This window comes from Methylacidimicrobium sp. B4, assembly GCF_017310545.1.
GTDB lineage: Bacteria > Verrucomicrobiota > Verrucomicrobiia > Methylacidiphilales > Methylacidiphilaceae > Methylacidimicrobium.
In genome coordinates this window covers 1,776,279-1,801,990 of the sequence record NZ_CP066203.1, presented here as the reverse complement: position 1 = coordinate 1,801,990, position 25,712 = coordinate 1,776,279, and the positions used below count along the sequence as shown (strand labels likewise).

Sequence of the window (25,712 nt, the reverse complement as noted above, 5' to 3'; positions counted from 1 at the left end):
CTCCATGGATTACCGCGACACGGTCCTTCTGCCACGCACTTCCTTTCCGATGCGCGCCGAGCTGCCCAAACGGGAGCCGCTCCTTCTCGAACGGTGGCGCCAAGACCATCTCTACGAGCAGATCCTGGAGGCGCGCAGCTCGGGTCCCCGGTTCATCCTGCATGACGGCCCTCCGTTTGCGAACGGCAACGCCCACCTTGGGCATTTGCTCAATAAGACGCTCAAGGATCTGGTCCTCAAGTCGCGGAACATGATGGGCTTCTTCGCCCCCTACATCCCCGGCTGGGACTGCCACGGCCTTCCCATCGAGGCCAAGGTGATGGCGGACCTCCCTCCCGAGGCGCGGGATCCACTGACGATCCGGCGAGAGTGTGCAGCCTATGCGCTCCGCTACCTCGGCATCCAGCGCGAGCAGTTCGAACGGCTTGGCATCTTCGGAGACTGGCAGCGGCCCTACCGCACCCTGGACCCCGCCTACGAGGCGGAAGTCCTGCTTCTCTTCGCCGACCTGGCGGAGAAGGGATTGGTCTTCGAAGGACTTCGTCCCGTGTTCTGGAGCACTGGGTGCCATACCGCCCTTGCGGAAGCCGAAGTGGAGTACCAGCCGCGCACCGACCCGGCGATCGATGTCGAGTTTCCTCTGCTCCCGGAAAGTTGCCGGGAGCACGGTCTCCCCCAGGACACAAGGCTCTTGATCTGGACAACCACGCCCTGGACGCTCCCCGCCAATCTGGCCGTGGCGCTCCATCCCTCCCTGCCGTACGCTCTCTACGCCGTCGGCGGCCACCACATCCTCGCAGCAGAAGCGCGAGCGGAGGTTCTCCCGGGACTGGAGGGGGCAGCCCGGGTGCGCCGTTTCCCCCGAGGCGAGGAGCTCTGCGGGCTCCGCTATCGTCATCCGCTCCTGGCTCGCACCGGATCGGTCTATGCCGCCGATTTCGTGACGGGAGATAGCGGCACCGGCTTCGTCCACGTTGCGCCAGGGCATGGCATGGAGGACTATCTGCTCGGCCAGGAGCACGGCCTCCCCCCCCTTTCCCCGGTCGACGATGATGGGCGGTTTACCCAAGAGTGTGGGATTCCGGAGCTCGTCGGCCTCACGGTCTGGGAGGGCAATGCCCGCATCATCGCTCTGCTCCAGGCGGCGGGATTGCTCTGGTCGGAGCGGGCCCACCTTCATGATTACCCCCACTGCTGGCGCTCGAAGACCCCGATCCTCTTTCGCTCGGTCCGACAGTGGTTCATCCGGGTCCAGTCGTTCCAGCCCGAGGCGCTGCGCCGGATCGACGAAGTCGAGTGGATCCCTTCCCGCGCCCGCAATCGCATCCGTGGCGCGGTCGAAAGCCGCAGGGACTGGTGCATCTCCCGGCAGCGCACCTGGGGCATCCCCTTGCCAGCGTTTTACCGGGAGGATGGGAGCTCGCTCCTCGATCCGGAAGCGATCCGCAAGCTCGCTCGGGCGGTCGCCCGAAGTGGCACCGACCTCTGGTACGCCACCGACGATGCGACCCTGGCCCGACAGCTCGGCCTGCCCGGGGGCCTTCGGAAAGGAACCGACACGCTCGACGTCTGGATCGACTCCGGCTGCAGCCATGCGGCGGTCCTCGCCCCACGTGGAGAGTTCCCGGCCGATCTTTACTTGGAGGGAAGCGACCAGCATCGCGGCTGGTTTCAGTCGTCTCTCCTGCTTTCGGTCGCTCGAAGCGGAAACGCTCCCTATCGGACCGTCCTGACCAATGGCTTCGTCCTGGATCTCGACGGACGCAAGCTCTCGAAGATGGCGGGTGCCCGAGGCCTCTCCGACTTCGTCGCGCAATACGGCGCGGACACCCTGCGGCTCTGGGTAGCGAGCGAGGACTATCGAGACGATGTCCCCTTTTCCCAAGAGATCCTCGCGCGGATCTCCGATACCTACCGGCTCTTGCGGAACGCGTTTCGGATCCTCCTGGCCAACCTCCACGACTTCGACGCTGCCCGAAACCGGGTGGACGAAGAGGAATTTCCGGAGCTCGACCGATACATGGCGGACCGGCTGCGCAGCCTTGTCCGGACAGCGGTTGACGGCTACCGGCGCTACGAGTTTCCGGCCGTCTATCACGCGCTCAGCCGCTTCTGCTCGACCGAGCTTTCCGCCTTTTACATCGACGTGCTCAAGGACCGGCTCTACTGCGACGCCACCGAGAGCGCCGCCCGCCGTGCCTCCCAAACGCTCCTCCACCGAATCGCGGAAAGCCTCTTCCGGCTCGCCGCACCTCTCATCCCGTTTACCGCCGAGGAAGCCTGGCAGTCTCTGGGAAAGAGTCGCTCGGTTCACTTGGAGCTCTTCCCGGAGGAGGAAGCTCCCCAGAACGACGTTGCCTTCTCCGACCGATGGGAGCGGATTCTCGATCTCCGAAACCGGGTGAACGAAGCGTTGGAAATCAGCCGTCAGGCCAAGGAGATCGGGAAATCCCTGGAGGCGGAGGTGGACATCTACTCCCCCCATTTCCTCCCGGCGGACGAGGGGCTTCTCGCCGAAGTCCTTCTCGTCTCCCGGGTGCGCCTCTTTCCGTCCGAACCGGTGACGATCCAGACGCGACGCGCCTCAGGAAGGCAGTGTGCCCGATGCTGGAAATATTCTGAGGAGGTCGGAAAGACCGACCCGTCTCATCCGGAGCTCTGCCCCCGCTGCACTGCGGTTGTCCAGGCGAGGGGGGACACCGCGTAGCCCGGACCTAATTCCAAGGTCGGGAAAAGACGGCGTCCGAAATCAGGAAGGCGTTTGGGGGATCCGGCGCGCGGGAGTCGTCGAACCGAGGGATCTGCGGGCCGATCGTCTGGTCTTCCGGCTGACTTGCGCGGATCTGCACGGGGGTTCCCACCTCGACCAGGCGATAGAACTCCCCAGCAGTGGAGCCATGCAATCGCAAGCAGCCGTGCGTATGGGGTTGGGCCCAGACATAGCCCTCATGAAACCCATATCCCGGCAGGAACTCGACCCAGTAGGGCATCGGATAGCCCACGTAGCGCCAGCCGGACCCGGGACTCCCTCCGCCTTCGGTGGGGATGACGCGGCTCCCGTTCACCCAGAAGCCGTAGGAGCCCGACCGTTTGCGCTCGAGCTTCTGGCTCACCCGATACGTCCCGGTCGGCGTCGGATGACCGGGCTTCCCCACGTTGGTGGCCGCGGCCCAGATTATCCGATCCCCATCGAGAACATAGACCGCCTGGCTCTGCAGCGACACCTTCACGACCCGACTCGCTGGAACTGGCCCGGGGGGAACGCTTCCCCAAGCGGTGCGTCCACTCCCTCCTCCCATGGTCGATCTGCCCCCACTCGCACATCCCAGCAGGACCAGCAAACACCCCGGAATGAGAAGCAGAGCAGCCGCGACGAGGCGTTCCCGCCGGAGAAGCGGGGTGGTCTTACCGCCTGGGTAGAGGGACATAGGAGGGCCGCTTCACCTTTCGCAAAGCGAGCGAGCCGAGTCAAGTCTCGATGAAAAAGCGGGAATGGAAGAGAGGCGGGGGTGGGAATTGAACCCACGCATAGGGCTTTTGCAGAGCCCGGCCTTACCACTTGGCTACCCCGCCGGAGAGCCTCAGCCGGCTCTGGCAAAGGAAGAGAACAGCTTACGAGCTCTATCGAGGATCGGCAAACAGGAATTCATAGTCACTCAGATACTCGGCAAAGACGTCGTTGCCATACATCACCCGCGCCGTCTGCAACAGATCCTTCTGATCCCTCGGCTCTCGATCGCGGGCGTGGAAAATGGCAGCCTCCCCGAAGTAGTAGGCCGGATTGGATTCGTCGAAGGGACTCAACTGCGCAAGCAGACGCTCCGCGGCACCCCGATTGCCCAGCATCACCTGGCAATAGAGCATCTTGAGAATGAGGTTCTTGTCACCGGGCTCCCGCAAAAGAGCCTCGTTGTACAGACGGAAAGCCTCCGCAAATCGCCGCTGGTCGAAAGCCAGATCCCCGGAAACGCGCAGCGCGGGTGCGAACTGGGGCTTACGGCGAAGCGCCTCCTGAAGATTTGTCCGAGCTCCTTCGTACTCCTTCTTCCTGAGCAGGATCCGGGCGGTAAGCACCCACCCTTGCGGGTCGTCAGGATCGATCTGGCGCGCCCGGTCCACCGCCGCCTCCGCCGCCCGCCAATCCTTTCGATGAAAGGCGACGAGCGCATCCTGGTATGCCTGCGCGAAGAGCGCCTTCTTCTCACTCGATGCGGCGCGACCCGAAAAGCTCCCAAGGAAAACCCAGGCGGCGGCGAGGATCAGCGCGACCGAACGACCGGAAGGGAGAGAAGGACCTCTCATCCGTTCTGACTCCAATAGAGCCGTTGATCGCCAGCCTGGATGCGGGCTGCGGGAAGCCTGGCATCGGAGGCAACCAGACGCTCGACGATCTTCTCCTTGGATCGGCCGGCAACAAGGAACCAGACGGAGCGAGCTGTATCGAGGCAGGGATAGGTCAGGGTCAGCCGAAGAGGACTTCCTCCGGGAGCGGGATTCGCAACCGCATAAGCCTCACGTTCCTCTAATGCCGGGCTCCCGGGAAAGAGTGACGCCGTATGCCCATCCTCACCGACCCCCAGAAGGACCAGATCGAAGACGGGAGGATCACCCAGCGCCTCCCGCAAGGCTCGGTCGTAAAGTCTTGCCGCCTCCGACGGATCCTCCGAGCCGTGCCAACTCCGCAACCGGAAGCGATCCCCCGGGCCGACACCCAGGCTTCCCCGAATCATTCCTTCGTTGCTCCTCGGATCGGTGACGGGAACCCAGCGCTCATCACCAATCCACCAGTCGATCGTCTCCCAAGGAAGATCGAGCTTGGCCCAGTACCGGTAGAGGGGGATCGGAGTGGTTCCGCCGGAGAGCGCGACATGAAAGGGTCGTCGGGCTTTCCGATTTTCGTCGAGCCTGGTCCAAAGGTCAGCGGTAAGGCGATCGAGCCAAGCATCGGGATCGGGAAACGAAAAAACGGCAACCGACGCCATCCCTACTCCCGAACCACTTCTTCCTCCTCGCAGGGAGGGTCGCCCCATCGCCGTCCCTCTCGACGCAAGAGCTCCTCCGCTTCCACTGGCCCCATGGAGCCGGGAGCGTAGAGAGGCAGCCGGTCGAGCTCCTCCTGTTGCCAGGCCTCCTCCACCGCATCGACGATGCGCCATGCCTGCTCGACCTCGTCGGACCGCGTAAAAAGAGTCGATTCCCCAATGAGAGCATCCAGGAGCAGGCGCTCGTAGGCTTCCGGAAAGTAGTGATCCTGACGGCGGTAGTAGAAGTCCATCCGTGCTTCTTCGATCATCGGCTGCGCCGGCACCTTGGTGTTGAAGAGCATGTGGATCCCCTCGCTCGGCTGGATCCGGATCTTCAGCCAATTGCGCGCGATATGCTTGAGGCTGTGCGCGAAGAGCACGCACGGAGGCCGGTGGAAGACGATGCAGATCTCGGTGTACTGGTGGCTGAGCGCCTTCCCGGTGCGGAGATAGAAGGGGACCCCGGACCAGCGCCAGTTGTCGATCTCAAGCCGCAAGCAGACGTAGGTCTCCGTCAGGGAGCGACGGGAGACCCGATCCTCCTCCCGGTAGGGGCGGACCGTCTTTCCGCCCAGGATGCCGGGACCATATTGGGCGCGGACGCTGTTTCTCAGGACCTCCTCCGAGCTCGGAGTCGGAACCGAGCGGAGCACCTTGACCTTTTCGTCGCGGATCGATTCCGCCTCCAAGGAGGCGGGCGGCTCCATGGCGATCAGGGTGAAGAGCTGCATCAAGTGATTCTGCAGCATGTCCCGGGACGCACCGGCCATGTCGTAATAGCCTCCCCGGGTACCAATGGTCTGCGTTTCCGACACGGTGATCTGCACATGATCGATGTATCGCCGGTCCCAAAGAGGCTCGAAGATCGAGTTGCCGAAACGGAAATAGAGGAGATTTTGCACGTTCTCTTTTCCGAGGTAATGGTCGATGCGGAAGATGCAGTGCTCGGGAAAGACCTTGTGCAACGTCTCATTGAGCGCCCGGGCGGAGGGAAGATCAGTTCCGAAGGGCTTCTCCACGATCAATCGCCGGTACCGGTCGACTCCCTCCCGCGCATGAAGTCCGGCCTTGCCGAGGTTTTCCGCGACCACCGGGAAGAAATTGGGAGCGGTCGCCAGATAGAAGAGATGATTTTGCCCGAAGGCGCTCGCCTCGGGCAGAGTCCGAAGCCGTTCCGCCAACTGGCTGTAATCCTCGGGGTTCGACATATCCCCCTTCTGATAGTAGATGTGCGGCTCCAAGGCCGACCAGACGGCGTTATCGATCGGTTGGGTATGGGAGTAGTCTTCCAGCGATTGGCGCAACCCCTCTCGAAACTGTTCTTCCGATTGCTCGCGCCGCGCGAACCCCACGATCGCCATCCCTTCTGGGAGATGACCATTCTTCTGGAGGTGGTAGAGAGCCGGCAGGATCTTCCGGTGGGTCAGATCTCCAGAAGCCCCGAAAATGACGACTGCGGTCGGCAATGCCTTGCCTCCGATCGTCTGTCCGAGCCATGCTTGCTGGCGAGCCGTCATCTCCGTAATCCCCAAGCAACTCCTCGTCGCGACGATACCGCGTCTCTCTCGCTTCTGTCGAGCAACCGCTGGCACCGACCCGCGGGCTCCAGATCCTCCCGCCTGTGCCCGCCAACGAAGCGAGCTAGGACGCGGAGGCGCGGAACCAGTGGTAAAGCATGAAATAGACCAGCACCCCGGTCACCGAGACGTAGATCCAGGAAGGCCAAAGCAGACGGGTGACCCGGGCGTGCGCGGCAAAACGTCCCTTGGAGGCGAGGTAGAGCGCCGCGAAAATGGCGGGGAGGTTCACGACCGCAAGGAAGGTGTGCGAGATCAGAATCGTAAAGTAGAGGGGCCGCGACCAGTCATGCCGGGGGAATGCGGTCGCCCCGTGTATGGCATGGTACACCAGGTAGCAGGCCAAGAACACCATGGAGGTGGCAAAGGCCGCGATCATGCAGTTGCGATGCATGGGGATCTGCCCGCGCTTGATCGCCACAAACCCAGCGAGAAGAAAACATGCGGTGAGGGCATTGAGACTGGCGTTGACCGCGGGGAGATGCGAAACCATGGCTACCTGCCTCCTCCCCCGATCGGGACGGACGGACCCCTCTCCGGTAGGTTCCCGGGCTCTTCTTCGAGAAGCGCCCGCATGTCCTGAGCCACCCGTGCCGGCGTAGCCGAGAGCAATCCGTCATAATAGGCCCGGATCCGTCCAGCCTGGTCGACCAGCGCAAATTGGGTCGAATGAAAAACCGGGCCTTCCTCGGCCGGACGGTTAGGAGGGTTATCTCCTACGGCAAAGGCGAAGCTCTCTGAGGCCAGTCGCCAGATCTCCTTGACCGTACCTGTCAAGAAGAACCATCTGGCTGGGTCGGCTCCGTGGGCTTGCGCATAGCGCGCAAGCACCTCGGGCGTGTCTATCCCCGGATCGACGGAAAATGAAACCAGCCGGACATCCGGCAGGCCCGCCACGAGATCTTGAATCTCCTTCATCCGGACCGTCTCCGCCGGACAGGGCCCGGGACACGAGGTGTAGATGAAATCCGCCACCCAGACTTTCCCCTGCAAGTCTTCCCGAGTCACCGTCTTTCCCGATGAGTCGGTCAACGAAAACGACTCGACCCGCCGCAGGACGGGTAGCGCCATGCCCCCCGGCTTCCGATGAAGGAGTGCATGATAGCCCAGGCTCAGGAAGAGGGAGAGGAGCACGGCCGCCGCCAGCCCGAAGGGGATCAGCCCGACCCCGAACCGCCGCTTCACCTTTTCGCTCATGGATGCTTCACCCGGACCCGATCGGTGATCACGACCGCCGCCAAGCCCACCGCAACGGTAAAGAGGAGGGTGATCGCTCCGAAGAGCCAAAGGGGCGCCCCCGGCCGATCCGGCCGGAGCGCCGCCCGCAAGAGCTCTAACCCGTAGTAGAGGGGATTGGCATGGATGATCAGCCGCATCCAGCCGACCGAGCCTTCCGGCGGGAAGAGAGCCCCGGAGAGAAGCCACAGAGGCATCAGCAACAGGTTCATGAGGGCGTGATAACCCTGAACCGAATCGAGGGGCCAGGCGAGAAGATACCCGAGGCCGGTGAGCGCAAGCCCCAACAGACAGAGGGTCGCGACCACGAGGACAAAGGACCCCGGAGAAAAGCGGAGACCCAAGGGGAGCGCCAAAACGCAGATCAACACGCACTGGAGGACGCTCAGCGTCATTCCCCCCAGAAGCTTTGCGGCGACAACGGCCGACCGAGGGACGGGAGCCACGAGCACCGCCTGCAAGAAGCCTTCCCGACGATCTTCAATCAAGGAGATGGTCGAAAAGATGGCGGTGAAGAGGACGACCAGAAGCAGCATCCCGGGAAAGAAATAGGCAAAGTAGTCGCTGGAACCGGTTCCCCCCGTGCGAAAGGAGCTCCCAACCCCAGAGCCGATCAGGAACCAGAAGACCAATGGAGTACCCAGAGCGCCCACGACCCGGTTCTTCTGCCGAAGAAACCGGACGACCTCGCGGCTCCAGAGCGTGTAGACGCCCAGCCCGAAGTTCCCGGAAGCGACGCTAGTCTTCCGCGGCTCCATTCGATCCCTCCTTTTGGCCGTCGAACTGATGCCCGGTCAAGTGCAGAAAGACATCCTCCAGGGACGGCTGAGAGACCGTCAGCGCGGTCACATCTCCCCCAAACCGCTGCAGAAGATCCGCCGCATCCCGCATCGCCTCTCCGGTCGACTCCTCGGCGCGGGGCTCGATTCGCAAGGCCCCATCGGCGCGGCGAACGATACAACCCGGCCAGAGGCGTCTCAGCTCCTCCTCGATCTCCGCAAGCTTCGGTGACCGAATAGTGAGCACCGACCCCGGGATGAGCGCACGCAACCGTCCCGGAGTGTCCCAGGCCACCCGTTTTCCCTGATCCAAGATCAAAAGCCGGTCACATCGCTCGGCCTCGTCGAGCAGGTGGGTCGTCACGAGAATGGTCAACCCTTTCTGCTCCTTGAGCGCAAAGAGGTGTCGCCAGAAATCCCGGCGCGCCGCCGGGTCGATTCCCGTGCTCGGCTCATCCAGGAGCAGCAACTCGGGCTCGTGAAGAAGGGCCTTGGCGACCTCGACCCGCCGCTGCTGTCCTCCCGAAAGGGTCTCCACCAGATCCCCTGACCGTTCTTCCAGGCCGAAAAGGCGGAGGAGCTCCCCCACTCTCCCTCGCAATGCGCTCCCGCGCAATCCGTAGAGATGACCCTGGTGCACGAGGTTCTCGGCGACCGTGAGCTTCTTGTCGAGGCTGGGGGACTGGAAGACGACGCCCATCCGACGCCGCGCCGCAGCAGCCTGCATCGGATAGAAGCAGTCGGCCAGGGTAATCATCCCCGGGGGCGCCACGTAAAGTGTGGAGAGCAGGCGGAAGAGGGTTGTCTTCCCGCTCCCGTTCGGCCCCAGGATTCCGATGAGCTCTCCCTTTTCCACCTGGAAGGAGACGAGGTCGAGCACCTTCCGGTTTCCGTAGGCGTAGGAAAGCGCTTCGACGGAGAGCGCAATCTCCCTGGCGATGGCCCGCGGAGCAGACTCGGTCATTCCCTTTCATCTTGAAAGAGAATCTGCCGTCCTGTCAAACGTCCAGACGCGACGGCTCATGATCCCGCCCGGACTTCCGGTTGCGTCCGAAGCAGTCCCACCACGACATCCGCCGCGCGCGCGGCCGCTCCCACATTCTTGCCGAAGACCCCGTGCGCTCTCTTTCCGAATTCCAAGCGCATCTCCTCAGAGGCAAGCAGCTCCTCGAGGAAAGAGGCGAGCTCCGACCGGTCGGCCGCCTGGAGCAGGGCTCGCTCCTTCCGAAATTCCCGAACGAGCATGGCGAAGTTTTCCATGTGGGGACCGACGAGAATCGGTTTTCCCGCGCAAGCGGCCTCCAAAAAGTTCTGGCCGCCATGGGCGCAAAGGCTCTTTCCGATGAAGACGACCGTTGCCTTCTCGTAGAGGAAGCGGAGCTCCCCCGTCGTGTTCAGAAGCAGGACATCCGGGGGAGAACCGGGCGAACCCATTGTCCCAAGGTCGCTGCGCAAGGCAACGGAAAGCCCGGCTTTCCGACAGATCGCATGAATCTCTGGGCTCCGCTCGACATGCCTTGGCGCGAGGACCAGGCGCAGATTGGGATGGCGAGCTCTCGAGCTCTGGTAGAGGTCGAGCATGACCTCCTCTTCTCCGGGATGGGTGCTGCCCGCCAACAGAACGAGGGCGTCCGGGGGCCATCCGCATGCCCCCCACCAAGGGCAGCGCGACTCCGCCCGCCCGCTGCCCACGTTGGCGACGTCATACTTGAGATTTCCCGTCACGAAGATGCGCTCCGGCGGAAAGCCGGCTCCAGCCAGGCGGTCGACGTCCTCCGGCGCCTGCGCCAGCACGAGCGAAAGCCCTTGCAAAAGAGGCCGAAACACCTCGGGAAAGCGACGGTACCAACGTTCGGTCCGGGGAGAGAGGCGTGCGTTGAGCAAGAGAACCGGAACTCGTCGTCTCTTGGCCTCCCAAAGATAATTCGGCCAGACCTCCGTCTCCACAAGGATCAAGGCGCGCGGCCGTAACAGGTCGAAGGCCCGCTTGACCACCCCCGGAAAATCGATGGGGCTCCAGAGAACGACCGTGTGCGCATCCGCAGCGCCCAAGGCTACCCTCCGGCCGGTGATCGTCGTGACGCTCAAGGCGACCCGAAGGCGCGGCGCCTTGCGCCTGAGCTCCCGTAGCAGGGCGAGTGCCACCAGTACCTCTCCCACGCTTACGGCGTGGATCCAGAGGTCTACTCCCCTCCCCGCCCGATCGCGGATCGAGGGAGGATAGAAGGCCATCCTCTCGGTCCACCCCTCTCGAGGGTTGCCCCGCTTGGAGAGTCGAAGGAGATAGTACGGGCTGGCCAGGCCGGCAACGACCGGGAACAGGAGCCGGTAACCCCAGCGCAGAAGAGGAACCTTCACAAGAGAGCTCACGCCGATGCGCGGGGGTGGGCCGCTTGGTAGACCTCTCGCAGCCGCTGGGTCGATACCCCGGTGTAAATCTGGGTGGTCGAAAGGCGAGCGTGACCGAGCAACTCCTGCACGCTCCGCAGATCGGCTCCATTGTTGAGCAGGTGCGTCGCGAAGCTGTGCCGCAGCTTGTGCGGACTGTACGCCCCTTCCAGGCCCGACTCCGTCAGATAGAGCCGGAGCGCCGATTCGACAAAGCGGGGAGAGAGCGGCTTCCCTCGACCGGAGACAAAGAGCGCATCGGCCTGGTGGGGGCAGAGCTCCCGATAGCGAAGGATCGCCTCGGTAGCGGAGGGGCCGACCGGACAGATCCGCTCCTTTCCCCCTTTCCCCCGCACCCGGACGAGCTCCTGCTCGGGATCGAAGTCACCCCGCCGCAGGCCGGTCAATTCCCGCAAGCGCAAGCCCGCGCCATAGAGCACCTCGAGCCATGCCTGATCCCTCCACATCTGCCATTCCTTCCACGCCGGGCCGCGAACGGATCTTTTCTTCTGCCGATCGATCCACTTTCTCCGAGGGGCATCCAGAAGCCGAAAGATCTGCTCTTGCGTCAAGAAGATCGGCAGGCGACGGGCCAGTCGCGGGAGGCTCAGGGAGCGAGCGGGATTGTCCGCCATCTGCTTCCCTCGCACGGCCCGGGCGAAGAATGAGCGAAGCGCGGCAAACCGGACACGGAGGGAAGCCGCTCCCAATTCCGGCCGGCGGCAAAGCTCGTAAAGATAGCTGCGCAGATCCTCCGGTCCGACCGACCACCAGGATTGTCCCTGCCGAGAACGGGCGAACTCCCGCAAGGCGTGCTCGTAATTCCGAACCGTAAAGGGGGAATAGCCCTTCTGGTCTCGCAGAAAGGCCAGGAAGCTCACGATTTCCTGCTCTTGGCTTTCCGGAAGCCCGGATCCGGCTCGCCCCGCCTCCTCCCCGTCCTTGCTCTTTTCTTTCCCTCCCTCCGGGGACGACTGACGACGCGTGCTCACCTCCCTAGAACCCAGAAATGAGAGTACCCTGCAGAGCGAGCTTCCGGCCACAAGAAAACCGCAGGTTTTCTCTGGATCGGTCGGACGCAGTGCCGCTCTCCTTTGGCAGGGGGAGGAAAGCGGTGTACTATCCTTCGATTCTCACCACTGATGAGCTCCAGACCGCTGCCGCCGGATCACGATTTCGACCGCCTCTCCCGGACCATTCATCTGCTCGGAGACGCTCTGGGCCGTGTGATCGCCAGGATCGAGGGAGAGGAAGTGCTTTCCGTCGAAGAGGAGATCCGATCGCTCGCGAAAGCCAGTCGGGCCGGGGAAGCCGCCGCCTCCGACTCCCTTGCCGGCGCGGTCAGGCGGCTATCGGCACCCCTCGCTTACGAAATCGCCATGGCGTTCACCAGTTATTTCGAGCTGGTGAACCTGGCCGAGGAGGACTACCGGATCGATCTGCTACGTCGGCGCCGGCAGCAGCAACTGGAATCCGGGCCCTTTCCGCGCGCCTCGATCGAGGCAGCGCTGGCGGAGCTCAAGGCCAAGGGGGTCGAGCAGGAAGAGATGCAACGGATCCTCGACAAGCTCCACATCACTCTCGTCGTGACAGCGCACCCGACGGAAGCCAAGCGGCGCACGATCCTCGTCAAGCTGCAGCGGTTGGCGAACCTGCTGCGCGACAAGGAGAAAAGCTTCCTCGATCCGTCGGCCGACTGGTCTTCCTCTCTGGAAAGCGAGATCGCTTCCCTATGGCTGACGGATCGCAACCGCACGGAACGGCCCCAGGTTCTCGACGAGGTTCGGACCGGTCTCTGGTTTTTCGATTCGACGCTCTGGGAGGTCCTCCCCGACCTGCAGGCCGAGATGGAAAGAGCGCTCGAGCGCCACTATCCCACGGTGCGCCCGCCGCAGGGCTGGATCTCGTTCGGCTCCTGGATCGGGGGAGATCGTGACGGGCATCCGTCGGTGACCTTCGAGATCACCGCGGAAAGCCTGGTTCTCCATCGCCGCCTTGCTCTTTCCAAGATCGCCGCGGGCCTCGACCGGCTTTCTCGCCTCCTGACCATTTCCCTCCGCCGGGACCCCTCCGCAGCAACGCTGCTCGATCTCTTCTCGCAACGCGAGCGCCGCATCCTTCAGCGCAACCGTCTCGCTCTCCTCTATCCGAACGAGCCGTATCGCCTGCTGCTGGCCGCACTGCACGAGGAAGTTCTGGAGGAGCGGGAGAACGCCCGGGCCTCCGACCTGCTCGACCTGTTCGGACCCCATCCCGAGCCTCAGCTCACGCTCGGCAATCTCTCCCGGGAGATCGACGCCGTCGCCGCGACACTCAAACGCGGCCGCGCTCCCGTTCTCGCGGATGGAGACCTGCTCCGGCTCCAGCGACAGGTACAAGTCTTCGGCCTCCACACGGCCGCCCTCGACATCCGCCAACACTCGCGCGTGCACCAAGAGGCGCTCGACGAGATCCTGCCCTCCTGCGGCGGGGTAGAGAACTACTCGCGGCTGGACGAGGACCAAAAGGAAACGGTCCTCTCCTCCCTTCTCCGGGAGCCGCCGCCAAGCGACCTACGCCGGCTGTGGGAGCGCTGCGGCCCGGCGGGCCGTGATGCCCTGGGCTCACTTTTGACCGTCTCGCGAGCACAGGCGCTCTATGGGAGGGAGTGCGCGGGAGCCTACGTGATCAGCATGACCCGGGAGCCCTCCGATGTTCTGGAGGTGCTTTTTCTCTGCCATCTCGCTCAGGTCGACCTCGCCATCGCACCGCTGGTGGAAACGTTGGATGATCTCGCGGCGGCTCCGGCGATCCTCCGAAGCCTTCTCACCCACCCGTCTTATCGGAAGCAGGTGGAGCGGCGAGGGAACGAGCAGATCGTGATGCTCGGTTATTCCGACAGCAACAAAGACTGCGGCTATCTCGCAGCGAGCTGGGCGCTCTACAAGGCGCAAGAGGCCATTGTCGAGATTTGCCGCCGGAACGGGGTGACTCCCATCCTCTTTCACGGTCGCGGCGGAACGATCGCCCGAGGGGGAGGTCCCGCGGCGCAGGCCATTCTCGCCCAGCCGTGCGGGCTAGTCGAAGGCAAGATCCGGATTACCGAGCAAGGAGAGGTGCTCTCCACCCGCTACCACGACCCCGACCTGGCCTTTCGCATCCTGCAGCAGATCACCTACGGAGCCCTCACGGGAATCCATGCCTCCCGATCGCCATCCCATCTGCCGGCCCGCTGGACCGACGCCATGGACGAGATCGCAGCTCAAAGCGTTCTTCTCTATCACGATCTTGTGCGTCAGGATCCCGCCTTTCTTCAGTTCTGGCAGGAAGCGACCCCGATCGACGAGCTGCGGCAGCTCAACCTGGGCAGCCGACCAGCCGTCCGCTCCCGGGTCGACACCCTGGAGGAGCTGCGAGCGATCCCCTGGGTTTTTTCCTGGATCCAGAGCCGCTTTGTCCTACCCGCTTGGTATGGCCTGGGCGCCTTGGCCTCCTTTTGCGAGGAATCCCCGGGAGCGCTCGGGCTGCTTCAGGAGATGTACGAGGAATGGCCGTTCTTTCGCACCACCCTGGACAATGCGCAACAATCCCTTGCCAAGACCGACATGAGCATCGCAGAGCGTTACGCCTCGCTCGTAGGCGATGGGGAGATCCGAGAGCGGATCTTCTCGAAGATTCGGAGCGAATATGACCGCTCGGTCACTTCGGTACTGGCCATCTGCCGAATTGGCGCTCTGCTCGACCGGGAACCGGTCCTCCAACGTTCGATCCGGCTCCGGAATCCCTACGTGGATCCCCTCAATTACATCCAGGTCGAGATGATCCGCCGCCTCCGCTCGCTCGGTGCGGGGCAGGAGGAAGAGGAGCGCGCGCTGCGACGAGTCATCGCGCTCACCGTGAACGGGATCAGCGCCGGGTTGCGCAATACGGGATGAGCTCTTTCCGTATTCCTCAAAAATGGTTCGCCTGAGCACCGATAAATGGATTTGCGTTCTGAAGCCAAACGGGTCTTAATTGCATTGTGCACACCAATCATGACGGGGTCCGGGTGGCGAGAGCCGACGAACACCACGATGCGGTTCACGCACATCGGCGTCGGGATATGACGGCGGGACTGATCCTGATCATTGTGATCGGCTATTTCTTTCTCATGGTCTTCGTGACCTTCCACCGCCTGATCACCCTCTTTCTCCCGGAAAATCAGCCACCCCCCTCACCGATCGCCCCGCCTCTCCCGCTCCCCTGACCGTCGCCCCGCCTCAGAGGCCTGGTCCATACGGAGCTTGGCTTCGAGAGCTCGGAGGCACCGCTCCTTTCGTACCGAGAGAGGGGATCCCACCGTCGACTCAAGAGAGTGCGCTTCCGCACGCGCCCCCCGGGCGGCGCCCTCCTCTCTTAAGCAACCTTGTCTTCTCGGGACGGAGCGGTTTCCTCTTTCCCCGGAAGCTCCGTTCGGGAGAGGAAGGAACGGTTGACCGCGTTGAGATAGGCTCGGACGCTCGCCTCGACCACATCGGTGGAGGCCGCTTTTCCGGTGATGAGCCTGCCTTCGCCGAAATCGACCCGGACCGTAACCTCGCCGATCGCGTCCTTGCCTTCGGTGACAGCCTCCACACGGTACTCGACCAAGTGCCCATGCTGTCCGCTGATCCGATCGATCGCTTTCATCGCCGCATCGACTGATCCACCCCCGACTCCGGCATCGGTCGAGACTTCGGCTCCCTTGCGCAGGCGGACCGTGGCGGTGGGCACTCCCTGGAATGCCGTCGACACGCTCCAGTAGACCAGCTCGAAGGTTTCCTGGATCCTGGTGATCTGCCCTTCGGCGAGAGCGACCAGATCGTCGTCGTAGACAAACTTCTTTTTGTCTCCAATCTCCTTGAACTTGCCGAAAACGGCGTCGATCTCCTCCCGGCTCAACCCGAACCCGAGGGTCACGAGCCTCTTTTCCAGGGCGGCCCTGCCGCTGTGCTTCGTCAAGGGAAGCTCGGTCTCTCCCCAACCAATCGCGGTGGGGTCCATGATCTCGTAGGTCTCTCGCTTCTTGAGGACTCCGTCCTGGTGGATGCCAGCGCTATGGGCAAATGCATTTTCTCCAACCACCGCCTTGTTGCGCTGGACGTGGAGTCCGGACATCCGGGCCACCAGGCGGCTGGTCCGAACGATCTCCTTGGCATGGACGCCCGTTTCGAGCCCGCCGAAAAGATCGCGGCGCGTGTTGAGCGCCATTACGATCTCCTCGAGCGCGGCATTCCCGGCCCGCTCGCCAATCCCGTTGATCGTCCCTTCGACCTGCCTCGCCCCTGCCTGGAGCGCCGCCAGCGAGTTGGCCACCGCCAAGCCGAGGTCGTTGTGGCAATGAACGCTCAATACGGCCATCCCGATGTTGGGGACTCCCTCCCGGAGCATGCGGATCCGCTCCGCAAACTCTTCGGGCGTGGTGTATCCCACGGTGTCCGGGATGTTGATCGTGCTCGCTCCCGCGGCGATCGCCTCCGTCACGATACGCAAGAGAAAGTCGGGCTCGGTCCGGGTCGCATCCTCCGGAGAGAATTCCACGTCCTCGACGAAGCCGCGTGCTCGGCGGATCGCCTCGGCAGCGATGCGAATCACCTCCTCCCGGCTCTTCGCCAGCTTGTGCACGCGATGGATCGACGAGGTCGCCAGAAAAACGTGAATCCGTCCACGCTTTCCCGCGGGCCGCAACGCCTCTCCCGCAGCGTCGATATCGGCGGCAAGGCAACGCGCCAGCCCGCAGATCTTGGGACCTTCGATCTGCTCGGCGATGTCCCGGACCGAGGCGAAATCTCCCTGGCTGATCACTGGAAAGCCCGCCTCGATCACGTCAACGCCGAGGCGCGCCAGCTGGCGCGCTACCTCGAGCTTTTGCCGAGGCGTCATGCTCGCCCCGGGGCACTGCTCTCCATCGCGCAACGTGGTATCGAAAATCGTGACTCGATTGGCCTCTTTCATGTGGCTTCCCCTTTCCCCAAGCCCTTCTCGTAGGCCGCCTGCGCCCCCGACATGTCCCGTTTTTTCAACCAGGGCATCAGAGAGCGCATCCGCTCGCCCACCTGCTCGATCGGGTGACCCGCTCCTTGTTGCAAAAGCTCCTGATAGTGCTTCTTCCCTCCGTGAGCCTCGGCGATCCATTCGCGCGCGAAGCTCCCATCCCGGATGCGGCCCAGGACCTTCCGCATGGTTTCGCGCACGTGCTCATCGATGATTTGCGGACCGACGGTCAGATCCCCCCATTTGGCGGTTTCCGAGATCGAAAAGCGCATGCCGGAGATTCCTGCTTCGTACATCAAATCTACGATCAGCTTCATCTCGTGGAGACATTCGAAATAGGCCATCTCGGGCTGGTAGCCGGCCTCGACCAGGGTTTCGAACCCCGCTTGCACCAGCGCCGTCATTCCGCCGCAGAGCACCGCCTGCTCTCCGAAGAGGTCGGTCTCCGTCTCCTCCCGGAAGCTGGTCTCGATCACTCCGGCGCGAGCCGATCCGATGCCAGCGGCCCAGGCGAGAGCCGTTTCGAGCGCTCTTCCGGACGGGTTCTGTCCCACGGCAACGAGGGCGGGCACCCCCTTCCCTTGGGTGAACTCCCGGCGCACCAGGTGGCCCGGGCCTTTGGGAGCCACCAGGACGACGTCGACCTCTTCCGGGGGAGCGATCGTCCGGTAATGGACGGCAAACCCATGAGCGAAGCCCAGGGTCTGCCCGGGCCGGAGATGCGGGACGACGTCGGCCGAATAGATGTCGGCAATCGCCAGATCGGGCGCGGCAAAGAAAAGCACGTCGGCCTTGGCCGCCACCTCGCCATTCCGCTGAACCGGGAAACCGAGATCGCGCGCGACGCCCACCGAACGACTCTTCTCCGGAAGACCCACGATCACCTCGATCCCGCTGTCCCGCAAGTTGAGCGCATGGGCATGCCCTTGCGACCCAAACCCGATCACGCCGAACACCCGATTCTGCAGCGGAGCCAGGCTCGTCTCCTGCTCCGTATAGATCTTCGCCGCCATAGCCTCCGTTTCCTCCTTGCTATTTTCCTTGCCTCGGTAAGGCAATCTTCCCGGTCCGGGAAATATCGAGAATTCCAAAGCTGCTCATCAAGTAGAGGAACTTCTCCACCTTGCTCTCGTCACCCGTGATCTCGATCGTCAGATCCTCCGGCTCCACGTTCACGATCTTCGCGCGGAAGATGTCGCAGATCTGCATGAGCTCTGCCCTGGAACGCTCCGTGCTCTTGACCTTCACCAGGATCAGCTGGCGATCGATGGATTCCCCCTCGCGAAAATCCTGAACGGCGATGACATCCACCAGCTTATTGAGCTGCCGCGTTACCTGATCGAGCACCTTGTCATCCCCTTTGACGACGATCGTCATCCGGGAGACCTTTTCGTCATGCGTCGGACCGACGTTCAAGGTGTCGATATTGTATCCACGCCCACTAAACAGGCCCGCGATTCGGGTGAGCACCCCAAATCGGTTCGCTACCAGCACCGAAATGGTGTGCCGCATTCGCGCTTCCGGTTCCTTTCCGGGAAGGTTCCCCTGATCCATAAACAAAAAACCCGCCCTTTCTTTGGAAAGGCGGGATGCTTCCTGCTCTGCCGTTGGTGCGGGATCCACGCCCTTTTCAGGAGACCGCTAGTCTCCCGAACAAAACCAATCGCGTGTCCGATCGCCTGTGCGGCCTCATTTCCTCTCCTTTTTATATTCGCTTCCTGGTCAGGTCAAACCAAAAGATCCTCCCGTTTCCGCCGGAGCCGCCTTCCGCAATTCCCGGTAGGCCGACACCCACTCGGCGACGCTCAACTCCTCCGGACGCCGCCGCTCCCCACGACTCCACCGTCTTCCCAAGCTCTTCCGCCGCTGCTGGAAGCTCTCGCGCACGAAGGAGCAAAAGTCTTCCCGGTCCTCTGGAGGAATCCGCACCTCCCCCAAGGGCTCGAGGCAGATCAGCGCCGACTCCACTTTCGGAGCCGGATAGAAGACCGACGGGGGCAGCCGCTTTCGGATGTCCACCCGATAGGTGGATTGACCCATGACCGAAAGGCTTCCGTAGGCATCCTGCCTCGGCTTGGCCACGAGCCGCTCGGCCACCTCGCGCTGGAGGGTCACGACGACGCGGCGGAAGGAAGCCCTTTGCCGGAAGAGGGAAGCGAGAAATGGCCCGGAAATCGAATAGGGCAGGTTACCGATCAGGATCCAGTCGGCCACGGGATCGGGCCATTCCTCTCGCAACACATCCCCTTCGCAGAGTTGAAAGCGCGCCTCGCCCCGAAAGCGATCGCGCAAGATCCCCGCAAGCCCACGGTCGATCTCGACCGCGCGAACCCCGGCCCCTCTCTCCAACAGAAGTGCCGTCAGGACCCCCAGGCCAGGTCCGACCTCCCAAACCCGCCACGGCAGGGAAAGGTTTTGAAGCGCGGAGTCGACGATCCAACAGGCCATGTTCCGGTCGTGGAGGAAGTTTTGGCCGAATCGGCGCTGCGGGCGCAGCGCAGACGAGGCGAGCTGTTCCCGGATCTCTCGTATGCTCATCCTTCCTTGCGACTCCCCCTCTTCCCCTCGACGCCCGGCTGCTCACGGACGGAAAGGGCCCGGAGGCCGCAAAAACCTTCCTTGCGATTCCCGGTGCACTCTGTTATGGGCTCCCCATGGAGCTCACTGCCCACAATCTAGGCTATCCCAGGATCGGCCCCCACCGCGAGCTTAAGCGAGCGGTCGAATCCTACTGGAGGGGAGATTCGCCGCTCGATTCGCTCTTGCAAACGACTTCCGACCTTCGCCACCAGGCTTGGACCCGTCAGAAAGCGGCCGGAATGCGTTGGATCCCGACCGGGGACTTCAGCCTTTACGACCACGTCCTGGACACGGCTGCCCTCGTGGGTGCGGTCCCTCGCCGATTCGGCTCGTTCGGAGAGGAGGTCTCCGTCGATCAGCTCTTCGCGATGGCTCGCGGCCTGCTCGAGCGCGAGCATGGGCATGGCTCCCAAGGCATTGCTCCGATGGAGATGACGAAGTGGTTTGACACCAACTACCACTATATCGTTCCCGAGCTTACACCGGATCAAGCCTTTCGTCTCTCCTCCCGCAAGCCTTTCATCGACTTTCTCGAGGCGCGCCAAGCGGGCTTTCCCGCGAAGCCGGTGCTTCTCGGCCCGATCAGCTTTCTCCGCCTTTCCAAGGTGGAGGGAAACGGGGACGCGGCCTTGCTTCTTCCCGCCCTTCTGCCCGTCTATCAGGAGATCCTGCGGCAGTTCGGCGAGCTGGGATGCGAATGGATTCAGATCGACGAGCCCGCACTGGTGCTCGATCTCTCGCCCGCCTTTCAGGATGCGGTCGGCATCGCCTATCGCGGACTCCGGGCGGCAGCCCCCAATCTCCGGATGCTCCTGGCCACCTACTTCGGTCCGTTGCGGGACAACCTCGAGGCGGTCTTCTCCCTGCCGGTCGACGCCGTGCACTGGGACGCCACGCGGGGGGGCTCGGAGCTGGAAAGCGTCCTGAGCAGGATTCCGCCAGGCATGATCCTTTCGCTCGGGATTGTCGACGGACGGAATGTCTGGCGCAACGCGCTCTCCGCATCGCTCCGCTCCATCGAGCGCGCCCTCGCCGTGCTGGGACACGATCGCCTTTGGCTCGCGCCCTCTTGCTCCCTGCTTCACGTCCCGGTGAGCCTGGAAGCGGAAAAGCGCCTCGATCCGGAATTGCGCAGCTGGCTCGCCTTCGCCGACGAAAAGCTCCGCGAAGTACACCTCCTGGCCCGCCTCGCCGTCCACGATCCCGCTTCCCTGCCCGCCCTCGAGGAGAATCGGCGGATCCAGGAGTCTCGTCGAGCGAGCCGTCGGGTGCACGATCCCGCAGTCGCGCAGCGCGTGGCCGCGATCGGACCCCTCGACCTCCAGCGGAAGAGCCGCTACCCTACGCGGAGGAAGGCGCAGCGGAGCCTCCATCCCCTGCCGCTGCTCCCCACCACCACGATCGGCTCCTTCCCTCAGACATCCGAGGTGCGGAAAGCTCGAGCGCGGTGGCGTGCCGGAGGGCTGACGACCGCCGAATACGAATCGTTCCTGGAAGGAGAAATCCGACGGGTCGTCGCGCTGCAGGAAGAGATCGGCCTCGACGTTCTTGTGCATGGCGAATTCGAGCGCAATGACATGGTCGAGTACTTCGGAGAGCAGCTCGGCGGCTTTGCCTTCACCGAAAACGGATGGGTGCAGAGCTACGGCTCCCGCTGCACCAAGCCTCCGATCATCTTCGGCGATGTGTCGCGGCCGAAGCCGATGACGGTGCGCTGGTCGCAGTTCGCTCAATCGCTCACGCAACGGCCGATGAAGGGAATGCTGACCGGCCCGATCACCATCCTCCAATGGAGCTTCGTTCGTGACGACCAGCCCCGGTCCTCTACGGCCCGTCAGATCGCCTTGGCCATCCGGGATGAGGTCGCCGATTTGGAACGGGCCGGGATCTCGGTCATTCAAATCGACGAACCTGCCCTGCGAGAGGGACTTCCGCTCCGCCGGGCTGATTGGCCCGATTATCTCACCTGGGCGGTCGAAGCCTTCCGCCTGAGTGCCAGCGTCGTTGCGGATGCGACGGCGATCCACACACACATGTGCTATTCGGAGTTCAACGACATCATTGACGCGATCGCCGCCCTGGATGCCGATGTCATTTCCATCGAAGCCAGCCGCTCCAGCCTGGAGCTGCTTCATGCCTTCGTCCACTTCCGGTATCCCAACGAGATCGGCCCCGGCGTGTGGGATATTCATTCGCCTCGGATCCCCTCGGTGGAGGAGATGGTCGCAGCGATGCGGCGCGCCTTGGCAGTCCTTCCTGCGGCGGCCCTCTGGGTCAATCCGGACTGCGGACTCAAGACACGGAGTGCGGCGGAAGTCGTCCCCTCCCTGCGTCACATGGTGGAAGCAGCCAAGCTTCTCCGGAAGGAGCTGGCGGAAAAGGGGGGATCAACGTCCTGAAAGGGGGCCCTCTTCCCAAGCGATGACGAACCCGCGAAGGTCTCCTGCGGGCTCTTCCCAGACGGCCTCGACGGATTCGATCCCCGAGGCCAAGGGGGGGGTCATCGCGACGCCCTGCAACAACTGAGCTATGGCGCTTTCCTCTCCTTCGACGAGCAGCTCGACACAGCCGTCCCGCCGATTCCAGACCCACCCTTCTAAAGGCAGGGTTCGCGCGATGCGAGCCACCGTCGCGCGGAAACCGACCCCTTGGACCCTACCCGAGTAGATGGCGCGCAACCGTTTCTTCATGCGGGAAACGCCGGACCCCGCCGATCGCGTTCTCGAACGCGCGGCGCACCCGTCAACCTATCGCTCCCGATGCCGAAGGACAATGTTTCCCAACGGAGGTAAGAAGCCCATGTCTGATTCGTTCATCGACGGCGGGAGGTTTCTGATCCTGGGGATTCCCGGGACAGAAGTCGACTCGGCCACGCGGGAGCTCGTGCAGGCCATTCACCCATCGGGATTTATTTTTTTTAGCCGGAACATCCGCTCGCCGGAGCAGTTCCGTGCCCTCGTCGACGAGCTGCGCGGGCTTCTGCCCTTCCGCCCCTTCCTCGCCATGGACCAGGAAGGCGGCCGCGTCTCCCGCCTCCGGCAGATTGGAATCGAGCCGCCGAGCGCCCGCGACCTGCGTGAGCGCGGGGATCTCTCCCTCATCCAACGCCATGGAACGCTCACCGGCCAGCTCCTTCGGCTCTTCGGCCTCAACTGGAATCTCGCTCCCGTGCTGGATCTCGGCATCGACGACGAGGCCGACAACTCCCTCCGGAACCGGTGCTATGGCCGGACTCCGGACGAAGTCGCTCGATTCGCTGCCGCCTTTGTAGAGGGCATGCACGCCGAAGGGGTTCTCTCCTGCGGCAAGCACTTCCCCGGGTACACCTTCGTGCAGGTCGATCCTCACGAAACCCTCCCCATCCTCGATCGGACGCTGCTTCAACTCGAGTCGGAAGAGTGGAAGCCGTTTCGCGAGCTGCTTCCCGCTTGCGACTCCCTCATGGTCGGACATGTCCGCTGTCCGTCTCTGGATCCTTCCGGAGCGCCCAGCTCTCTCTCCCCGGCGGTCGTCGACGGCGTTCTTCGGCAGCGGTGGCGCTATTCGGGCCTGATCGTCACCGACGACCTCGATATGGGAGCCATCGCCAATCAGCATGCTCTTCCGGATGCCGCCGAGCTCGCGCTTCGTGCCGGCAACGATCTCTTGCTCGTCTGCCATCGACCACAACTCGGATGGGAAGTCGCCGAACGCTTGAGTCGATTGCCCGACTCCATCCGAGCCCCGGCCGAAGGACGGATTGAGGCCCTGCGCGAACGGCTCGCCGATCCCCTCCCCTTTTCGTTCGAACAGTTCGTCCACGTCGACATCCAGGTGGGACGGCTACGGGCGGATGCCCTTTCGCCCGAAAGGGCAAGCCTTCCCACGCTCAATGACGCCAAACGCTCCCCGGTTGAAACCTTCTGAGGGAAAGGATCGGTCCCTCTTCTCTGGGAACGCCCCTGCAAAGCAGTTGCCATTAGCCGCGTTCTAGCGCAGTTTCTTTCCTTTCGGATGTCGACTTCCCGCTGGCTCGGAAAAGAATGGCTCCCTTCGACCGGCTGTCTCTTGGCCGTCGCCGGCACCTCGCTCGAGTCTCTTCTCTCTTTGGCCGTTGACTTTCCCCGGCCTCTCCTCCTGGCTGTACCGGCGGTTGGGCTTTCGGCGGAGGAGGTCAGGAGCCTGCGGCGGAGCGGGGCGAGCGTGTTTACGGAGGAGGAAGCTCCCGCGATCGCGCGGATGATCCGCGAGCGAACCCGATCCGGTGACGCGGTTGCCCTCGCGGAGGGCATCCGGTCGGACTCTGACCAGACGGTCCAACCCCCAAGCCCGATCTTCCAGAAGGTATTCGAGGACTACCAAGGGCCGGTCTGCCCCGCATGGGTCGACCTCCTCTGGGTTCGCCTCCTGCGCCGCTGGTCTCTCGGCGGGGGGAAAGGGAAGGAGTCTTTCCTTGTCTATCTCGGTCCCCCCTGTCCCTCCCCGACCCCTTCTCTCGATTGGCTTCTCAAGAGCTGGTTCGATTTGGGCGAGCGGGCGCTTTCCGCAAGGCCAGAAATCGAGGAAAGCCTCGGATTGGCCTGTTTCCTGGCTCTGCGCCAAGCACGATCCAAGGTCATCCTCACGGATGGTTTCCAAGAAGGACGAACTCTGACCGGAGGGAAGCTGCTCGGCGCCAGTGTCCGGCTCGCCCGGTGGCTGCGCCGCGCTGTGCCCGAGCCGCGCGTCGGGCTTGTTCTCCCTCATGGAATCGGCGCTGCGGTCGCCAATCTTGCCTGCCTCCTGGCGGGGAAGACCCCGGTCAACCTCAACTTCACGGCCGGACGAACGATGAACGCCGTGGCCATCCGCAATTCCGGCCTCCGGACGATCCTCACAGCGGAGGCCATCCGCGCAAAGCTGGCCGATTTTCCCTGGACCGATCGGACGGTCGACCTGCGAAGCCTTCTGAGCGGCTTTTCCCGCCTCTCCTTCCTCCGCGACCTCCTGGTCTCGGCTTATGCTCCGGCCAGGCTGGCCATTCGCATGGCAGACATTCCCACGCGCGGAGGGGACCGGGAGGCCACCCTTCTCTTTACGAGCGGCACGGCCGGCGATCCCAAGGGGGTTGCCCTTTCGCACCGAAATCTCTTGGCCAACGTGAGCCAGATCGAAGCGATCCTGGGTCAGATCCGGATCGAGCGATTGTTGGCCTGCCTACCGGTCTTTCATAGCTTCGGAGCCACCGCCACGCTCTGGTGGCCACTCATGGGCGGCCCGCACGCGGTCACCTACGTAACTCCGACGGAGGCGGACAAGCTCGCCCAGTTGATCGACGCTCACCAGGTCGACCTTCTCATTACGGCCCCCACCTTCTTGCGAACGCTCTTGCGAAAGGCGGCACCCGATCAGCTGCGCAGCCTGCGCCTGGTCATCGTCGGCTCCGAAAAGCTTCCGCAAGCGTTGGCGGCGGACTTCCAAGCGAAGTTTGGCACCCCGGTCTGCGAGGGCTATGGCCTGACCGAAGCCTCTCCGGTGATTTCGACGAACCTCATGGATCTTCGTTACCCAACAGGTACCGCCGCCTATAGCGGGCGGAACCGGCCGGGAACGGTCGGCCGAATGGCTCCCGGCATCAGCTTGCGGATCCGGCATCCCGACACCGGGGCCGATCTTCCGCTTGTCGAACGGGGGATCCTCTGTTTTCGAGGGGCGAATATCTTCGCAGGCTATCTCGATGACCCGGTCCGCACCGCAAGTGCGCTCTCGGAGGGCTGGCTCGTGAGCGGAGATGTGGGACGCTTGGACGAAACGGGCTTTCTTCAGATCGAAGGACGGATCAGCCGCTTTTCCAAGCTCGCCGGAGAGATGGTGCCTCACGGAACCGTGGAAGAGGAGATTCTTCGCGCCTTCGGCCCCGAGCTTGGCGAAGGACTGGAAGTCGCAGTCGTCGGGATCCCGCATGGGAAGCGAGGGGAAGAGCTCGTTCTTTTGTCCACTCGGCCCCTGGTTGCGTCGACCATCCGGCGCAAGCTGACCGCGCAAGGCCTCTCTGCGCTCTGGAGCCCTCGCAAGGTGATCGTCCGGCCGGAGATCCCAAAGACTCCCCTCGGGAAGGTCGATTTTCGAAAAATCCGGGAGATCGCGCTCTCCGAAGGGGAGTGATCGTCCTCGGAGCA

General features: G+C 63.3%; 21 protein-coding genes and 1 tRNA gene. 6 read left to right on the top strand and 16 right to left on the bottom strand.

The window, feature by feature from the left end; translation table 11 throughout:
* Positions 1–4 precede the first annotated feature (4 nt).
* A complete protein-coding gene (gene ileS, locus MacB4_RS08545) occupies positions 5–2,707 on the top strand; it encodes an isoleucine--tRNA ligase (RefSeq protein WP_206863434.1) in 2,703 nt (900 codons plus the stop codon).
* A gap of 7 nt (positions 2,708–2,714) precedes the next feature.
* Here ileS and MacB4_RS08540 read toward each other — a convergent pair whose 3' ends face one another.
* From MacB4_RS08540 to MacB4_RS08490, 11 genes are all read right to left on the bottom strand, one after another.
* Positions 2,715–3,230 carry a L,D-transpeptidase gene (locus MacB4_RS08540; RefSeq protein WP_242529203.1) on the bottom strand — a complete coding sequence of 172 codons (516 nt, stop codon included), beginning with the start codon at positions 3,228–3,230 and terminating at the stop codon, positions 2,715–2,717.
* A gap of 271 nt (positions 3,231–3,501) precedes the next feature.
* Positions 3,502–3,573: transfer RNA gene (locus tag MacB4_RS08535), tRNA-Cys, on the bottom strand.
* Positions 3,574–3,621: 48 nt separating this feature from the next.
* Entirely contained in the window at positions 3,622–4,302 is a 681-nt protein-coding gene (locus MacB4_RS08530; protein WP_206863432.1) for a tetratricopeptide repeat protein, read from the bottom strand.
* The gene (pgl, locus tag MacB4_RS08525) at positions 4,299–4,982 is read right to left on the bottom strand and encodes a 6-phosphogluconolactonase (RefSeq protein WP_206863431.1); all 684 of its coding nucleotides are present in this window, start codon (positions 4,980–4,982) and stop codon (positions 4,299–4,301) included. Before pgl ends, MacB4_RS08530 begins: the two co-directional genes overlap by 4 nt.
* Positions 4,983–4,984: 2 nt before the next feature.
* Positions 4,985–6,541: a glucose-6-phosphate dehydrogenase gene (gene zwf, locus MacB4_RS08520; RefSeq protein ID WP_206863430.1), complete on the bottom strand. Its 1,557-nt coding sequence runs from the start codon at positions 6,539–6,541 to the stop codon at positions 4,985–4,987.
* 124 nt (positions 6,542–6,665) lie between these two features.
* A complete protein-coding gene (locus tag MacB4_RS08515; protein ID WP_206863429.1) occupies positions 6,666–7,094 on the bottom strand; it encodes a DUF420 domain-containing protein in 429 nt (142 codons plus the stop codon).
* Between the two features lie 2 nt (positions 7,095–7,096).
* Positions 7,097–7,798 (bottom strand): SCO family protein, encoded by a 702-nt coding sequence (locus tag MacB4_RS08510; protein ID WP_206863428.1) that lies wholly within the window; start codon positions 7,796–7,798, stop codon positions 7,097–7,099.
* Entirely contained in the window at positions 7,795–8,595 is an 801-nt protein-coding gene (locus tag MacB4_RS08505) for an ABC transporter permease (RefSeq protein ID WP_206863427.1), read from the bottom strand. The genes MacB4_RS08510 and MacB4_RS08505 overlap by 4 nt, the downstream gene beginning before the upstream one ends.
* Positions 8,576–9,580, bottom strand: a complete 1,005-nt coding sequence (locus tag MacB4_RS08500; protein WP_206863426.1) for an ABC transporter ATP-binding protein — start codon at positions 9,578–9,580, stop codon at positions 8,576–8,578. Before MacB4_RS08500 ends, MacB4_RS08505 begins: the two co-directional genes overlap by 20 nt.
* A 56-nt stretch (positions 9,581–9,636) precedes the next feature.
* On the bottom strand, positions 9,637–10,974 hold the full coding sequence (locus MacB4_RS08495) for a 3-deoxy-D-manno-octulosonic acid transferase (protein ID WP_206863425.1): 1,338 nt from the start codon (positions 10,972–10,974) through the stop codon (positions 9,637–9,639).
* Between the two features lie 8 nt (positions 10,975–10,982).
* A complete protein-coding gene (locus tag MacB4_RS08490; protein WP_305063684.1) occupies positions 10,983–11,996 on the bottom strand; it encodes a tyrosine recombinase XerC in 1,014 nt (337 codons plus the stop codon).
* A gap of 150 nt (positions 11,997–12,146) precedes the next feature.
* Between MacB4_RS08490 and ppc the strand changes: the two genes are divergently transcribed.
* Positions 12,147–14,918 (top strand): phosphoenolpyruvate carboxylase, encoded by a 2,772-nt coding sequence (ppc, locus tag MacB4_RS08485; RefSeq protein ID WP_206863424.1) that lies wholly within the window; start codon positions 12,147–12,149, stop codon positions 14,916–14,918.
* Between the two features lie 86 nt (positions 14,919–15,004).
* Positions 15,005–15,229, top strand: a complete 225-nt coding sequence (locus MacB4_RS08480; RefSeq protein ID WP_206863423.1) for a hypothetical protein — start codon at positions 15,005–15,007, stop codon at positions 15,227–15,229.
* Between the two features lie 149 nt (positions 15,230–15,378).
* Here the strand turns inward: MacB4_RS08480 and MacB4_RS08475 are convergent, their stop codons facing one another.
* From MacB4_RS08475 to rsmA, 4 genes are all read right to left on the bottom strand, one after another.
* The gene (locus MacB4_RS08475) at positions 15,379–16,956 is read right to left on the bottom strand and encodes a 2-isopropylmalate synthase (protein ID WP_206863422.1); all 1,578 of its coding nucleotides are present in this window, start codon (positions 16,954–16,956) and stop codon (positions 15,379–15,381) included.
* Entirely contained in the window at positions 16,953–18,008 is a 1,056-nt protein-coding gene (ilvC, locus tag MacB4_RS08470; RefSeq protein ID WP_206863421.1) for a ketol-acid reductoisomerase, read from the bottom strand. Before ilvC ends, MacB4_RS08475 begins: the two co-directional genes overlap by 4 nt.
* A 19-nt stretch (positions 18,009–18,027) precedes the next feature.
* Positions 18,028–18,507: an acetolactate synthase small subunit gene (ilvN, locus tag MacB4_RS08465; RefSeq protein ID WP_206863420.1), complete on the bottom strand. Its 480-nt coding sequence runs from the start codon at positions 18,505–18,507 to the stop codon at positions 18,028–18,030.
* 210 nt (positions 18,508–18,717) lie between these two features.
* A complete protein-coding gene (gene rsmA / locus MacB4_RS08460) occupies positions 18,718–19,533 on the bottom strand; it encodes a 16S rRNA (adenine(1518)-N(6)/adenine(1519)-N(6))-dimethyltransferase RsmA (RefSeq protein ID WP_206863419.1) in 816 nt (271 codons plus the stop codon).
* 116 nt (positions 19,534–19,649) lie between these two features.
* On the opposite strand from rsmA, the gene metE reads away from it, so the two are divergent.
* On the top strand, positions 19,650–21,974 hold the full coding sequence (metE, locus tag MacB4_RS08455) for a 5-methyltetrahydropteroyltriglutamate--homocysteine S-methyltransferase (protein WP_206863418.1): 2,325 nt from the start codon (positions 19,650–19,652) through the stop codon (positions 21,972–21,974).
* Here the strand turns inward: metE and MacB4_RS08450 are convergent.
* Positions 21,963–22,265, bottom strand: coding sequence for an acylphosphatase (locus tag MacB4_RS08450; protein WP_206863417.1), 303 nt, complete (start codon positions 22,263–22,265; stop codon positions 21,963–21,965). The two genes, metE and MacB4_RS08450, sit on opposite strands and share 12 nt — an antisense overlap.
* A gap of 109 nt (positions 22,266–22,374) precedes the next feature.
* Between MacB4_RS08450 and MacB4_RS08445 the strand changes: the two genes are divergently transcribed.
* Together MacB4_RS08445 and MacB4_RS08440 are read left to right on the top strand one after the other, a co-directional pair.
* Positions 22,375–23,481: a glycoside hydrolase family 3 protein gene (locus MacB4_RS08445; RefSeq protein ID WP_206863416.1), complete on the top strand. Its 1,107-nt coding sequence runs from the start codon at positions 22,375–22,377 to the stop codon at positions 23,479–23,481.
* Positions 23,482–23,568: 87 nt separating this feature from the next.
* Positions 23,569–25,698 (top strand): AMP-binding protein, encoded by a 2,130-nt coding sequence (locus MacB4_RS08440; protein ID WP_206863415.1) that lies wholly within the window; start codon positions 23,569–23,571, stop codon positions 25,696–25,698.
* Positions 25,699–25,712: the final 14 nt, after the last annotated feature.